At 69.8% G+C, this 12,417-nt stretch carries 13 protein-coding genes and 1 riboswitch; of the genes, 6 read left to right on the top strand and 7 right to left on the bottom strand.

Annotation, left to right across the window (positions count from 1 at the left end; translation table 11 throughout):
* Positions 1 to 123: 123 nt before the first annotated feature.
* A complete protein-coding gene (locus tag ACI3KS_RS16430; RefSeq protein WP_404919618.1) occupies positions 124 to 699 on the bottom strand; it encodes a TetR/AcrR family transcriptional regulator in 576 nt (191 codons plus the stop codon).
* Between the two features lie 65 nt (positions 700 to 764).
* Between ACI3KS_RS16430 and ACI3KS_RS16425 the strand changes: the two genes are divergently transcribed.
* Positions 765 to 1,373 (top strand): NAD(P)H-dependent oxidoreductase, encoded by a 609-nt coding sequence (locus ACI3KS_RS16425; RefSeq protein ID WP_404919617.1) that lies wholly within the window; start codon positions 765 to 767, stop codon positions 1,371 to 1,373.
* Positions 1,374 to 1,551: 178 nt separating this feature from the next.
* Here the strand turns inward: ACI3KS_RS16425 and rlmN are convergent, their stop codons facing one another.
* Positions 1,552 to 2,832 (bottom strand): 23S rRNA (adenine(2503)-C(2))-methyltransferase RlmN, encoded by a 1,281-nt coding sequence (gene rlmN / locus ACI3KS_RS16420; RefSeq protein WP_404919616.1) that lies wholly within the window; start codon positions 2,830 to 2,832, stop codon positions 1,552 to 1,554.
* 73 nt (positions 2,833 to 2,905) lie between these two features.
* On the opposite strand from rlmN, the gene ACI3KS_RS16415 reads away from it, so the two are divergent.
* From ACI3KS_RS16415 to ACI3KS_RS16405, 3 genes are read left to right on the top strand one after another with little or no spacing between them, the layout of a single operon-like run.
* Positions 2,906 to 3,376, top strand: a complete 471-nt coding sequence (locus ACI3KS_RS16415; protein WP_404919615.1) for a hypothetical protein — start codon at positions 2,906 to 2,908, stop codon at positions 3,374 to 3,376.
* A gap of 21 nt (positions 3,377 to 3,397) precedes the next feature.
* Complete coding sequence (locus ACI3KS_RS16410; RefSeq protein ID WP_404919614.1) at positions 3,398 to 4,129, top strand: ankyrin repeat domain-containing protein; 732 nt, start codon at positions 3,398 to 3,400, stop codon at positions 4,127 to 4,129.
* Positions 4,126 to 4,860: a sulfite exporter TauE/SafE family protein gene (locus ACI3KS_RS16405; protein ID WP_404919613.1), complete on the top strand. Its 735-nt coding sequence runs from the start codon at positions 4,126 to 4,128 to the stop codon at positions 4,858 to 4,860. The genes ACI3KS_RS16410 and ACI3KS_RS16405 overlap by 4 nt, the downstream gene beginning before the upstream one ends.
* Before the next feature lie 312 nt (positions 4,861 to 5,172).
* On the opposite strand, the gene ACI3KS_RS16400 is transcribed toward ACI3KS_RS16405, so the two are convergent.
* A complete protein-coding gene (locus ACI3KS_RS16400; RefSeq protein WP_404919612.1) occupies positions 5,173 to 6,003 on the bottom strand; it encodes an SDR family oxidoreductase in 831 nt (276 codons plus the stop codon).
* Positions 6,004 to 6,031: 28 nt separating this feature from the next.
* The gene (locus ACI3KS_RS16395) at positions 6,032 to 6,793 is read right to left on the bottom strand and encodes an SDR family NAD(P)-dependent oxidoreductase (RefSeq protein WP_404919611.1); all 762 of its coding nucleotides are present in this window, start codon (positions 6,791 to 6,793) and stop codon (positions 6,032 to 6,034) included.
* 110 nt (positions 6,794 to 6,903) lie between these two features.
* On the opposite strand from ACI3KS_RS16395, the gene ACI3KS_RS16390 reads away from it, so the two are divergent.
* Positions 6,904 to 7,263: a DUF488 domain-containing protein gene (locus ACI3KS_RS16390; protein ID WP_404919610.1), complete on the top strand. Its 360-nt coding sequence runs from the start codon at positions 6,904 to 6,906 to the stop codon at positions 7,261 to 7,263.
* A 102-nt stretch (positions 7,264 to 7,365) separates the two neighbouring features.
* On the opposite strand, the gene ACI3KS_RS16385 is transcribed toward ACI3KS_RS16390, so the two are convergent.
* The 3 genes from ACI3KS_RS16385 to ACI3KS_RS16375 all read right to left on the bottom strand — a co-directional run bounded on the left by ACI3KS_RS16385 (position 7,366) and on the right by ACI3KS_RS16375 (position 10,224).
* Positions 7,366 to 8,124, bottom strand: a complete 759-nt coding sequence (locus ACI3KS_RS16385) for an energy-coupling factor transporter transmembrane component T family protein (protein ID WP_404919609.1) — start codon at positions 8,122 to 8,124, stop codon at positions 7,366 to 7,368.
* Complete coding sequence (locus ACI3KS_RS16380) at positions 8,121 to 9,578, bottom strand: ABC transporter ATP-binding protein (protein WP_404919608.1); 1,458 nt, start codon at positions 9,576 to 9,578, stop codon at positions 8,121 to 8,123. The genes ACI3KS_RS16385 and ACI3KS_RS16380 overlap by 4 nt, the downstream gene beginning before the upstream one ends.
* A gap of 1 nt (position 9,579) precedes the next feature.
* Entirely contained in the window at positions 9,580 to 10,224 is a 645-nt protein-coding gene (locus ACI3KS_RS16375) for an ECF transporter S component (protein WP_404919607.1), read from the bottom strand.
* Positions 10,215 to 10,326: riboswitch (TPP riboswitch) on the bottom strand. (Overlaps the previous gene by 10 nt.)
* A gap of 83 nt (positions 10,327 to 10,409) precedes the next feature.
* On the opposite strand from ACI3KS_RS16375, the gene ACI3KS_RS16370 reads away from it, so the two are divergent.
* The gene (locus ACI3KS_RS16370; protein ID WP_404919606.1) at positions 10,410 to 12,206 is read left to right on the top strand and encodes a D-alanyl-D-alanine carboxypeptidase; all 1,797 of its coding nucleotides are present in this window, start codon (positions 10,410 to 10,412) and stop codon (positions 12,204 to 12,206) included.
* The last annotated feature ends 211 nt before the right edge of the window (positions 12,207 to 12,417 follow it).

Below are 12,417 nucleotides of genomic sequence, written 5' to 3'. Positions count from 1 at the left end.
GTTCCCTCTGCGTCGCCTGTCGTGTTCCGTTCGTCGCCGAGTGCACAGGTTGCTGTCGAGTGCACGGCATCCCGACGCGAACGTCCCATGCACTCGCCGAATGCACGTGAACTCGACGAGGCCTCAGCCGACGGAGGCGAGCAGCCGATCCACCGCGGCCTCGTGCGCGACGAGGGCGTCGTCGAGCGCGAAGTGACCGGCGGCGGCGAGAGTCCCCAGGCCGTGGATCAGCGACCAGAGCGAGAGCGGGTCGGTCGCAGCGTCGAGTCCCACGGATGCCGCCCCCTCGGCGAGCACCCGCTCGAGTGCGTCGATCAGCGGGGCCATGGTCGCCGTCGGTGCACCGGGGACGCACACGGTCGGGTCGTACACGGCATCGAAGGCGTGCGGATGCTCGACCGCGAAGCGGATGTACGCCGCACCCGCGTCGATGAGGGCTGCGCGAGGCGTGCGGGCTCCATCAACGGCCGCGGTGACCGCCGCGAGCAACTCCGCCATGCTGCGTTCGGCGATCGCCTTGAGCAGTCCGAGCCGATCCGAGAAGTGGTGATACGGCGCGTTGTGGCTCACATTCGCGGCGCGTGCAACCTCTCGAAGACTGATGTCCGCCGCCGGCATCCGCTCGAGCAGCTGCATCGCGGCATCCTCCAGAGCGCGGGCGAGATCGCCGTGGTGGTAGCCGCTCTTCGAACTTGACATGCGCAACATCCTCTCCTATCTTGACACTGTCCAGCTAAGTGACACTGTCAAGATTGGAATTCGGAATGACCGCTCTCGTGATCGATGGCCACCCCTTCGCAGAATCGCTCACCACGTCGATCGCGCAGCGCTACGCCGACGCGCACGGCGACGCCCGCGTGCTCGCGCTGCGCGACCTCGACTTCGACCCCCACCTGCGCTTCGGGTACCACCGACGCATGATCCTCGAGCCCGATCTCGTCGACGCGAAGGCCGCACTCGCCGAGGCCGACACCGTGGTCGTCGTCACGCCGCTGTGGTGGGGATCGGTCCCCGCGCTGCTGAAGGGCTTCTTCGATCGGGCACTGCTTCCGCAGCAGGAGTACCGCTACTCGCCCCGCGGCCTGCCGATCGGGCTTCTGCCTGCGCGGCGCGGCCGACTGCTGCTGCTCGCAGACACGCCCTGGTACGCCGCACCCTTCACGGGCCTGCCGGCGCAGGCGCAGGTCGCCCGCAACACGCTCCGCTTCTGCGGCGTCCGCTCGGTCAGCACACATCGGATGCTGGGGGTCAAGACCGCGAGCCCCGAACGCATCGAGTCGTGGCTCGCCAGCGCGGCGAAGCTCGGTGAGCGCGACGGCATCCGGGATCGCGCCGGACGGCCGGCATCCGCACCGCTCGTTGCGGCGCGCTGACCACCCGCAGACCACGCGCGTGGCAGAACCAACCGCACCCCAGAACCCGCTCCGGTTCTCCGCCGACGCCCCCGCTGAACGCCGACGCCCCCGCTGATTCGCGTGAATCAGCGGGGGCGTGGACGTCCACCGAAGGCACGAGGGCCCAAGAGCGCCGAGCGCCCGAAGCACGGGCTTCTCAGGCGAGCGACGCCGCCGCGGCCTCGTCCTCGGTGGTCGCGACCAGCTGCCCGCAGGCGCCGTCGATCTCCTTGCCGCGGGTGTCGCGCAGGGTCGTCGGGATGCCGGCGTCGTTGAGGCGGCGGACGAACTCGTCCTGCACGTCCTTCTCGGACGAGGTCCAGACCGACTCGGGCGTCGGGTTCAGCGGGATCGGGTTCACGTGCACCCAGCCGCGCCCCCGCTGGTTCAGCTTCTCCGCCAGCAGGTCGGCGCGCCACGCATGATCGTTCATGTCCTTGATCAGCGCGTACTCGATCGACACGCGGCGACCGGTCTTCTCGTAGTAGTTGTAGGCCGCGTCGAGCGCCTCGTCGACCTTCCACCGCGAGTTCACCGGGATGAGCTCGTCGCGCAGATGATCGTCAGGGGCGTGCAGCGACAGCGCGAACGTCACCGGGATGTTCTCTTCGGCGAGCTTCTTGATCGCGGGGACGAGACCGACGGTCGACACCGTGATGCCGCGGGCGCTCATGCCGAGCCCCTCCGGCTGCTTGGCGACCATGATGCGCACGGCATCCATCACCCGCTTGTAGTTGGCGAGCGGCTCGCCCATGCCCATGAACACGATGTTCGACACGCGCTCCATGGAATGGTCGTCGGCCTTCTTGCCGCCGAGCCCGCCCTCAGCGATGAGGCGATTCGCCCGCACGATCTGGTCGACGATCTCGGCCGTCGACATGTTGCGCGTGAGCCCCGCCTGGCCGGTGGCGCAGAACGGACAGTTCATGCCGCAGCCGGCCTGCGACGAGACGCACAGCGTGATGCGGCCCGGGTAGCGCATGAGCACCGACTCGACGAGGGCTCCGTCGTGCAGACGCCACAGGAACTTGATCGTGTCGCCGCGGTCGGTCTCGAGGCGTCGCACCTCGGTCAGCAGCGGCGGCAGCATGCCGGCGACGAGATCGTCGCGGATGCCGGCCGGGAGGTCGGTCATCTGCGCGGCATCGGAGGTGTAGTGCGTGAAGTAGTGGGTCGCGAGCTGCTTGGCGCGGAACCCGGGAAGGCCCAGCTCCTTCACCTTCTCGATGCGCTCGGCAGGCGTGAGGTCGGCGAGGTGCACCGGCGGCTTGCCGCGCTTGGGGCTCGCGAACTGCAGCAGCGGGCGGCCTTCGGCGTCCTTCTGCTGCGTCCAGCCCTCGGTGCGGGGGCGCACCTGCGGAGTCTTCGTCTCGCGAATGCCTCCCAGCTGGGACGCGGCTGCCGGTCGCGTCGGGCGCGTGCGGGGAGTATCGGTCATAGGTTCCAGGGTACGCGGTGCCCGGTGGGAAACGGCTGGCTACGCGAACACTGTCCGCTCGTAGACTGGCCGGATGGAGACCCTCGTCATCATCGCGATCGTGATCGTCGTGCTGCTCGTGCTCGTCGGTGTCGTCGCGACGAGGAGCTCCGCACGACGGAGCAGCGCTCCGGCCGCCCCGCGCATCGAAGTCCCGATCGGCCCCGACGCCTCAGCCGAGGTCGATCGCCTGCTCGCCGCGGGGAAGAAGATCGAGGCCATCAAGGTCTACCGCGACGCGACGGGCACCCGGCTCGCCGATGCGAAGGACCGCATCGATCGATGGGCACCCGGCACGACGGCGGTGCCGATCGTTCCGGCGGTTCAGCCGCAGGATCCCGCGTCCTTCCGTGCCTCGCTCCCGGCATCCGTCGCCGCCGAGATCGATTCCCTGCTCGCCGCCGGCCGTCCGATCGAGGCGATCAAGCTGGTGCGCGAGCAGTCCCGTCTCGGGCTCGCCGAGTCCAAGCGCGTGATCGACCACTGGACACCGGGCACGTTCTGACCCTCTATGCGACACCGACGGATGCTGCCGGCCACGGCCCTCGCGCTCGGCGCGCTGACCCTCGCTGCATGCGCCCCCTCCCCCGACGCGACGACCACCGCCACGAGCACGCAACCGCTCGCATCCACGCTCCCACCCGCACCCACCGCAGAGGAATCCATGTCCCCCGCCACCCGTGACCTGCTCTCGGCGGCACGCGCCGGCGACGCCGACGCCGTGCGCACCGCCATCGACGCCGGCGCCGATCTCGAGGCACGCGGCGAGGGCGGCATGACCGCGCTCGTCACCGCGACGAAGCAGAACCACCTCGCGGCGGCGCGCGTGCTCATCGAGGCCGGTGCCGACGTCAACGCGAAGGACGACATCCAGGATTCGGCGTACCTCTACGCGGGTGCCCGCGGACATGACGAGATCCTCCGGCTGACACTGGAGAACGGCGCCGACCTGGCGAGCACGAACCGGTTCGGCGGCACCGCGCTGATCCCGGCATCCGAGCGCGGACTGCTCGCGACGGTCGAGATCCTGCTCGAGGCCGGCGCCGACCCTAACCACATCAACGATCTGAACTGGACCGCCCTGCACGAGGCGATCGTGCTGGGCGACGGATCGGATGCCTACGTCGAGGTCGTGCGCGCTCTCATCGCCGGAGGAGCCGACGTGACGATCCGCGACGGCGACGGCGTTCTGCCGCGGGATCTCGCCGCCGCACGCGGCTACGACGAGATCGTCGCCGAGATCGACGCTCGCTCGTGATCGACCTGCTCCCCTGGGCGTGGGCCCTGCTCGCTGTGGCCGCCGTCACGATCGGCATCTCGAAGACCGCGCTCCCCGGCGGCAGCATCCTCGCGATCGCGCTGTTCGCGACCGTGCTGCCGGCGCGCACATCGACGGCGGCGATGCTGCTGCTCCTCATCGTCGGCGACGTCTTCGCGCTGATCGCCTACCGTCGGCATGCGCACTGGCCGACGCTGCTGAGGCTCGCGCCCGCCGTGGTCGCCGGCCTGCTGCTGGGATACGCGTTCCTCGCGCTCGCGGGCGACGGCGTCGTGCGGCGCGCGATCGGCGTCATCCTCCTGCTGATGATCGCGGTGACGCTGTGGCGGCGCTACCGCGCGTCGAAGAAGGAGGCGTCGGGCGTCGTCGTCGCGGCCGCCTACGGCACACTCGGCGGTTTCACCACGATGGTCGCGAACGCCGGCGGTCCCGTGATGTCGATGTACTTCCTCGCGACGCGCACGCCGATGCAGGTCTTCCTCGGCACCTCGGCGTGGTTCTTCGCGATCGTGAACCTCGTGAAGATCCCGTTCCTCGCGGGCCTCGGGCTCTTCGAGGCGCATGTACTGCTCATGGACCTCGTGCTCGCGCCGCTCGTCGTCATCGGGGCGCTGGTCGGTCTGCGAGTCGCCAAGCGGATGCCGCAGCAGCTGTTCGACCGCATCGTCATCGCCCTGACGGTGGTGGGCGCCGTCTACCTGCTGTTCTGAGGCGCGTGGCGCCGCGGCACGGGGCACGCGGCACCCGGCACCGGCACCCGCACCCGGCAGGGTCTCCTGGCGCTCCCGCAGCACCACCACTTCGGGGGCCGACACGCCAGTTGCAGGACCGGAAGGCCGAGAACGTCCGGCATCCGCCGCCCGGGCCCCCGAAATGGTGCGCTGCCACGGGTTCGTCGGCTCCCACCGCGTCACCACTTCGGGGGCCGACACGCCACTTTCCGGACGAGAGCGCCGCGAAACGTCCGGCATCCGTCGCAGCGGCCCCCTAAGTGACGCGCCGGTTCCGGAAGCGACCGGCGCTCAGTCCAGGAAGATGTCGGGGAACAGCCGGTCGTCGGGCGTTCCCGGCACTGCGGCGTACCCCGAGAAGTCCGTGACGCCGTCGACTTCGAGCACGTCCTCGACGATGAGCGTCTGGCCCGTGTACTCGCGCGCCGGCTTCGTCAGCACCGCGTAGGCGGCATCCGCGTAGATCTCTGGTGTGCGGCTCGCGGCCATCACCCGATCCCCGCCGAGCAGGTTCTGCACCGCGGCGGTCGCGATGGTGGTGCGCGGCCACAGGGTGTTCGCGGCGATGCCGTCGGCGGCGAACTCGGCGGCCAGACCCAGCGTCGCCATCGTCATGCCGTACTTCGCGAGCGTGTAGCCGGTGTGCGCGCCGAGCCATTTCGGGCTGAGGTTCAGGGGCGGCGAGAGCGAGAGGATGTGCGGGTTCGCGGCATCCTTCAGGATCGGCACGGCGGCGCGCGACAGCAGGAACGTGCCGCGGACGTTGACGTCCTGCATGAGGTCGTACTTCTTCGCGGCGAGCTCGAGCGATCGGGAGAGGTCGATCACGCTGGCGTTGTTGATCACGATGTCGATGCCGCCGAACTCGCCCTGCGCTTTCAGCACGGCCTCGGTGATGTCGTCGTCCAGGCGGACGTCGCCGACGATCGGCAACGCCTGACCACCGGCCTCACGGATCTGCTCGGCCGCCGAGTGCACGGTGCCCTCGAGCTTCGGATGCGGGGTGTCGGTCTTGGCGAGCAGCGCGATGTTCGCGCCGTCACGGGCTGCGCGCAGCGCGATCGCGAGTCCGATGCCGCGGCTGCCGCCGGACATGAGGATGGTCTTGCCTGCCAGTGTCATGAGGCCTCCTTCAGGCTGTGTCGCGGGGTCACTTCGGCGCCATCCGGATCGCGCCGTCGAGTCGGATCGTCTCACCGTTGAGGTACGGGTTCTCGACGATGTGCTGCGCGAGCGCCGCGTACTCGTCAGGACGCCCGAGGCGCGAGGGGAACGGCACCTGCTGCCCGAGCGAGTCCTGCGCGGCCTGCGGCAGCCCCATGAGCATGGGGGTCTCCATGATGCCGGGCGCGATCGTGCAGACCCGGATGCCGTGGCGTGCGAGCTCCCGTGCGACGGGAAGCGTCATCGCGTGCACCCCGCCCTTCGACGCGGAGTATGCCGGCTGGCCGATCTGGCCGTCGAACGCGGCGACGCTGGCGGTGTTGATGATGACGCCGCGGTCGTCCGATTCGGTCTGATCGTTCTTGGCGATGACGGCGGCGGCCTGCGACAGCACGTTGAAGGTGCCGACGAGGTTGATCCGGATGATGCGCTCGAAGTCGGCGAGCACCGCCGGGTTGCCCTCGCGATCGAGCACCTTGGCGGGCGGTGCGATGCCGGCGCAGTTCACGACGATGCGCAGTGGCGCCGCGGCCTGAGCAGCGGCCACGGCGTCGTGGACCTCGTCGACGCTCGTGACGTCGGCCGGGACGAACAGCCCGCCGAGTTCTTCCGCGATCTCCGCGCCCTGGGAGGAGGGCAGATCCACGATCGTGACGTGGCCACCCGCGGCGACCAGTCGACGGGCCGTCGCCAGCCCGAGTCCTGAGGCGCCGCCCGTGATGAGCGCACCCTGCCCTGCGATCTGCATGAGTTCTCCCTCGAACGTCGCGAATCGTGAAACGCAGTACCAGTCTAGGTGAATCCAAGTGTCAACTTCGCCGGTGGCGGCGGCACATCGAAAGGTGTTGGCTGACACTCATGGACCTGCGTCGCAAGCGAGCCTACGACACCGTCTCCGAGGATGACGGCTTCCGCGTTCTCGTCGACCGGCTCTGGCCCCGAGGCGTCTCGAAGGAGCGTGCCGCGATCGACCTCTGGGCGAAGGAGACAGCGCCTTCGTCCGAGTTGCGACGCGACTGGCATACGGCACCGGAAAGCGACTGGGGCCTGTATGCGGATCGTTATCGGGCACAGCTCGCCGGACAGTCCGCGACGGCACTGCGCGAACTGGCCACCGAGCTGCGACACCATCCGGTCGTCACGCTCGTCTACGCCGCGCACGACCCTGTGCACACTCATGCCGCGGTGTTGGAGGCGGCGCTGCGCGAGCTGCTCTGACGCGTGACCTCAGAACTCCGGAGATCTCCCGCCCGAGATCACCCCGGCTCGGCTCGATCCGCATCATTTCTCCGGAGTTCTGAAGGCGGAACCGGCCCGGCTTCAACTCCAGACGAAGCGGAAGGTGCCCGCGAGCACCGCAGCAGCGAGCGCAAGTGCCATGATCGCGACGCCGCCCAGCAGCGCCACCCCGTCGCGTGCGTGCAGCCGCGACGGCCGCGACCAGGTGCGAGGGATGTCGGAACCGAACCCGCGCGCCTCCATCGCCATCGCCAGTTTCGTGCCGCGACGCACGGCGAACACGAGAAGCACGAACGCCATCGAGAAGAACCTCCGCACCGCGCCGCGATCCCCGACTCCGCGTGCCCGACGTGCGAGTGCCATGGTGCGCCAGTCGTCGAGGAACAGCCCCAGCATCCGGGTGCCGGCGAGGATGCCGAGCACGAACCGGCTGGGCATCTTCGCGACCTGCGCGAGAGCATCCGCCAGCTGTGTGGGATCCGTCCGCCCGAACAGCAGGATCGTCGGCAGCCCGAGTGCGATCACGCGCAGGCTCACCGCGATGGCAAGGCCGATCGAGTCGTCGCTGATGGCGGCGAAGCCGAAGGTCCAGTAGAGCCGCCCGCCGGGCTCCGCGTACAGCAGCATGCTGAGGCCGGCGATCGGGGCGAACAGCGCGATCGGGGCGAGGCGTTTCAGCACCGTCACGAGCCGTAGCCCGGTGAGCGGAAGGCACAGCAGCTGCAGCGCGATGGCCGCGACCGCGCTGACGACATCGATCGAGGCGAACAGGGGCACCGACAGCAGCAGCGCGAGGACGATCTTCGTCACGGGATTCACCCCGCCGAGCCACGCCCTCATCGGATGCCGCTCGCTGCGAGCTCGATGCGGTGCCCGCCGAGGTGTCTGATGACGGCGTCGTCGTGCGTGACGGCGATCACCGCCCGCCCGCGCATGATCTCCTCCTGCAGCAGCGCGACGAGCGAGATCCATCCGCGCCTGTCCTGTCCGAACGTGGGTTCGTCGAGCACGATCACCTCGGGCGAGGCGGCGAGCACGGTGGCGACCGAGAGCCGACGCTTCTGCCCGCCCGACAGAGTGAAGGGGTTCGCGAGCGCGAGAGGTGCGAGACCCAACCGGTCGAGAAGGTCGTCGACAACGGCATCCGTTCGCGCCCGATCCCAGCCGAGCGCGCGCGGTCCGACGGCGAGCTCGTCACGCAGGGTTCGTGTGAGGAACTGGTGCTCCGGCTCCTGGAAGACGGTGCCGATCCGGGTGAGCAGCTCGCGTGAGCTCCAGCGGAACGGGCGGATGCCGCGACGCCCGGCGAGCTCGGGGGCCGCGGAGACCTGCCCCGACTGCTCGGGGATGAGCCCGGCGAGTGTGAGCGCCAGGGTCGACTTGCCCACGCCGTTCGGGCCGGTGATGACCGTCGCGCTCGCGCGCGGCACGTGCACCTCGAGGCCCGACTGCACGATGGCGCGCGGGTCGCGGGCGATCGCCAGGCCGCTCGCCGACAGCAGATCGGCGCGGTCGACGTCGCCGAGCACCGGCAGATCGATCTCCGCCCCCGGGACCCACACCCCGGCTTCCGCCAGGGCTCGCCCGTGCTCTGCGAACACCCGCGAGGGATCCCCGTCGGCAAGCAGCCCGCCATCGGCCGCGAGCACGATCACCCGCGTCATGAGGTCGGCCCAGACGGGGGTGCGGTGCTCGACGACGACGAGCGTGGCGCCGGTCTCATCCACCGCACTCTCCACACTCGCGCGCACCTCGCGCACGCCCTCGGGATCGAGGTTCGCGGTGGGCTCGTCGAGCAGCAGCAGCCCCGGTCGCATCGCGAGCGCGCCGGCGAGGACGAGCCTCTGCTTCTGTCCACCCGAGAGCGCCGCCGTCGGCCGGTCGAGCGGCACGTCGAGTCCGACCGCCTCGAGCGCGGCGGTCACTCGGGAGGGGATGCCGGATGCCGGGACGCCGAGGTTCTCGCATCCGAACGCGACGTCGTCGCCGACCTTCGACAGCACGATTCCGGCATCCGGGTCCTGCAACACGAGGCCGACGCGGCCGCGACTCGCCTCGGGTGATGCTTCGTCGATCAGCAGCGCGCCGGAGCGCACGCCCTCGTCTTCATCGCCGAGCACCCCGGCGAGGCCGGCGAGCAGCGTGGACTTGCCTGCTCCCGAGGCGCCGAGCAGCAGCACGCGCTCGCCGGGCTCGATCGTGAAGGTGACGTCGCTGACGGCGGGGAGCTTTCGACCGGCGTAGCGCCACCCCCAGCCCGCCGCCTGCACGCGAGCCGGGATGGCGGACGCCACGTCAGACCTCGCGGAGGTGTTCTCGACCGGCCGCGAACCGGCTGAGCGCGCCGCTCGCGGCGAGGGCGCGGACGAGCAGCCAGCCGACGACGCCCGCGAGGATCGCGCCAGACACGATGAGCGTGCCGAGGTAGATCGCGTTGAACTCGAGCGACTTGAGGATGTTCGGCGAGCTGCCGTAGAAGAACTCGAATACCCAGGCGGCGGCGGCCGCGCCGACACCTGCGAGAGCGGCCGTAGGGAGGCCGAATCGACGGTAGAGGAACAGCGCGAAGATCAGCTCGGCGCCGAGGCCCTGCACGATGCCCGAGAGCACGGTCGAGACGCCCCACACGTTGCCGATGAGCATCGACACGATCGCGGCGACGAGCTCGACGACGAGCGCCGCACCGGGCTTGCGGATCACCAGACCGCCGACGACACCACCGAGCAGCCAGATGCCCACGGCGATACCGCCGAGGCCGGGGGTCAGGCCGTCGGCCGCGGTGAACCAGGCGTAGCCGATCGTGTTCCAGCCCCAGAAGACGAGGCCGATCGCGACGCCGAGGACAGCGGCGACGACGATGTCGACGACGCGCCAGCGCCACGGCGAGCGGGCGGTGGCGGCGGACGCCTTCGCGGTGGATGCGGACGTGGACGTACTCATCTGAACTCCTCCCTGCGCCGGCATGATCCGGATCAGGTTCGACGGTCGAAGCGCGATTCGCTCCCTCTCAGCCCGGCTCGCCGGACTCCCGTGGTTGTGCTCACGATCTTACCGAGATCGGACACTCCTGTGTCCGCATCTCGTCACGACGGGGTTCTGAGAGGAGAGTTCGGTACCGTGATCAGGTGACCGCTCCCGATCCGACCCTGCCGCAGGGCTCCGCGCCCGCGGCCGACGACGCCGTCGAGGCGCCGTCGGGCGCGTCGGATGGCGGGCTCCTGTCGGTCGACGCCGCGGCGTCAGCGGACGACTCGCGGGCGGATGCTGTGGTGACCGGTGGTGTGACGTCGGCTGCTCCGGTGCCGGATGCCGTGCCGCCGTCGAGTACCGCCTCGTCGGATCACGCGCACCCGGATGCCGCGCCGTCGAGCACCGAGGCCGGTCTGGTCGGCGTGTCGGGAGTGTCCGCGACGACCCCCGTCCCGGCGGCATCCGTCGTCCTGGGATCCGTAGTCCCCGCATCCGTGGCGGATTCCGACTTCTCGGGCACACCGAACGCGCCGACAGACGCCGATGACCTGGACGACGAGCTCGAGGCGCTGATGACGCCGGACGGTTCCCGCGCCGCGCGCTGGGCGCCGAAAGGCGCGGGCGCGACGGCGTTGACCTGGGTTGACCCGACCGAGGTCGCCGATCACACCGACGCCGCAGCACCTGAAGCGTCGGCCACCTCTCTCTGGGCGGGTGCGAGGCTGCAACCGGCCGTCGCGCGCGCGGGGTTCCTGGTGCCGGTCGGCGTGCTGGTCGGCCTGGTCGCTTCGTACGCCGGGGCCGCTCTGCTCTGGCCGCTGCACGAGGTCGCGCCGACGGTGCAGTCGGTGGAGGTCACGCCGGTCGCCGCACCGGCGGCCGAGATCACCTGGCCCGCGCAAGGCAGCGCAGCGGTGGGTATCGCCGGTCTGAGCACGGTGTCGTCGACGGTCGATGCGTCGGCGATCGCGAGCATCACGAAGGTGATCAGCGCGATGATGGTGCTCGATCGCCAACCGCTTGCGCCGGGTGAGCAGGGTCAGTCGTACTCGTTCACGCGCGCCGACAGCCAGTCGTACATGACGTATCTCCGCAGCGATCAGTCGGCGCTCGACGTGCCGGTGAACGGATCGCTCACCGAGTATCAGATGCTGCAGGGCGTGCTGCTCGGTTCGGCCAACAACTACATCGATCGCCTCACGCGCGACATCTGGGGAACGGATGCCGCGTTCGCGGCCGCCGCCGAGAAGTGGCTGAGCGACCGCGGGATCCAGGGCATCACGATCATGACGCCCTCCGGTTTCGATGAACGCAACACCGCGACTCCCGACGCGCTCGTCGCGGTGGCCGAAGTCGCCATGCAGAATCCGGTGTTCGCGGAGATCGTCGGCACCCCCTCGGTGGATCTGCCGGGTGCCGGAGTGGTGAACAACACGAACGGGATGCTGGCCGATCCCGGTGTCGTGGGGGTGAAGACCGGCACGCTCTACGACAGCTGGAACCTCCTCACTGCGAAGAACGTCTCGGTCGACGACACGACCGTCCGGTTGTACGCGGCGGTGCTGACTCAGGCCGACAACGAGTCCCGGCTGGAGGCGACTCGGTCGCTGTTCGCCCAGGTGGAGGCTGCGTTGCAGGCGCAGCTTCCGGTCGTTCCCGCCGGAACTGTCGTCGGCACGGTCGACACGCTGTGGGGCGAGCCCATCGACATCGTCACGGATGCGGACTCCGATGTCGTGCTGTGGAACGCTGCGACCGCGACCACGGCGCTCTCGTTCGACCTGGGCGAGAGCCGCGACGAGGGCGACACAGTCGGCGAACTGACGACCACCGGCCCGCTGAACTCGGCGACGAGTTCTCTGTCGCTCGCGCAGGACGTCGAGGGGCCGACCGCCTGGTGGCGGCTGACGCATCCTTTGGAGCTGCTCGGCCTCACGTCCGACCAGCGCTGAGTCGCCGCGATCGACGCTCCTGCAGCAGCGGACGTTCGCCCGTCGGCGCCGCTGAGACCGACCTCTTCTCGTGAGACCGACCGCCACTGGGGTGACCCGGTTTTGGTGGAGTCTTGTTCTCGGGTGATTTTGATGAACGAACGAGATAGGCCGCGGGCGCGGCGTGCGGGTGAGCACTATTCGATGGAAGAGCGTTCCGCGGCAGTCAAGC

Origin of the sequence: Microbacterium sp. ZW T5_45 (genome assembly GCF_044987415.1) — a bacterium.
Lineage (GTDB): Bacteria > Actinomycetota > Actinomycetes > Actinomycetales > Microbacteriaceae > Microbacterium.
This window is presented reverse-complemented; position numbering and strand designations above follow the sequence as displayed.

What these genes read in the sequence shown, in the direction of transcription:
- ACI3KS_RS16430 (WP_404919618.1), bottom strand. Translation starts at nt 699, where the DNA reads ATGTCAAGTTCGAAGAGCGGCTACCACCACGGCGATCTCGCCCGCGCT.
- ACI3KS_RS16425 (WP_404919617.1), top strand. Translation starts at nt 765, where the DNA reads ATGACCGCTCTCGTGATCGATGGCCACCCCTTCGCAGAATCGCTCACC.
- rlmN (WP_404919616.1), bottom strand. Translation starts at nt 2,832, where the DNA reads ATGACCGATACTCCCCGCACGCGCCCGACGCGACCGGCAGCCGCGTCC.
- ACI3KS_RS16415 (WP_404919615.1), top strand. Translation starts at nt 2,906, where the DNA reads ATGGAGACCCTCGTCATCATCGCGATCGTGATCGTCGTGCTGCTCGTG.
- ACI3KS_RS16410 (WP_404919614.1), top strand. Translation starts at nt 3,398, where the DNA reads ATGCTGCCGGCCACGGCCCTCGCGCTCGGCGCGCTGACCCTCGCTGCA.
- ACI3KS_RS16400 (WP_404919612.1), bottom strand. Translation starts at nt 6,003, where the DNA reads ATGACACTGGCAGGCAAGACCATCCTCATGTCCGGCGGCAGCCGCGGC.
- ACI3KS_RS16395 (WP_404919611.1), bottom strand. Translation starts at nt 6,793, where the DNA reads ATGCAGATCGCAGGGCAGGGTGCGCTCATCACGGGCGGCGCCTCAGGA.
- ACI3KS_RS16390 (WP_404919610.1), top strand. Translation starts at nt 6,904, where the DNA reads ATGGACCTGCGTCGCAAGCGAGCCTACGACACCGTCTCCGAGGATGAC.
- ACI3KS_RS16385 (WP_404919609.1), bottom strand. Translation starts at nt 8,124, where the DNA reads ATGAGGGCGTGGCTCGGCGGGGTGAATCCCGTGACGAAGATCGTCCTC.
- ACI3KS_RS16375 (WP_404919607.1), bottom strand. Translation starts at nt 10,224, where the DNA reads ATGAGTACGTCCACGTCCGCATCCACCGCGAAGGCGTCCGCCGCCACC.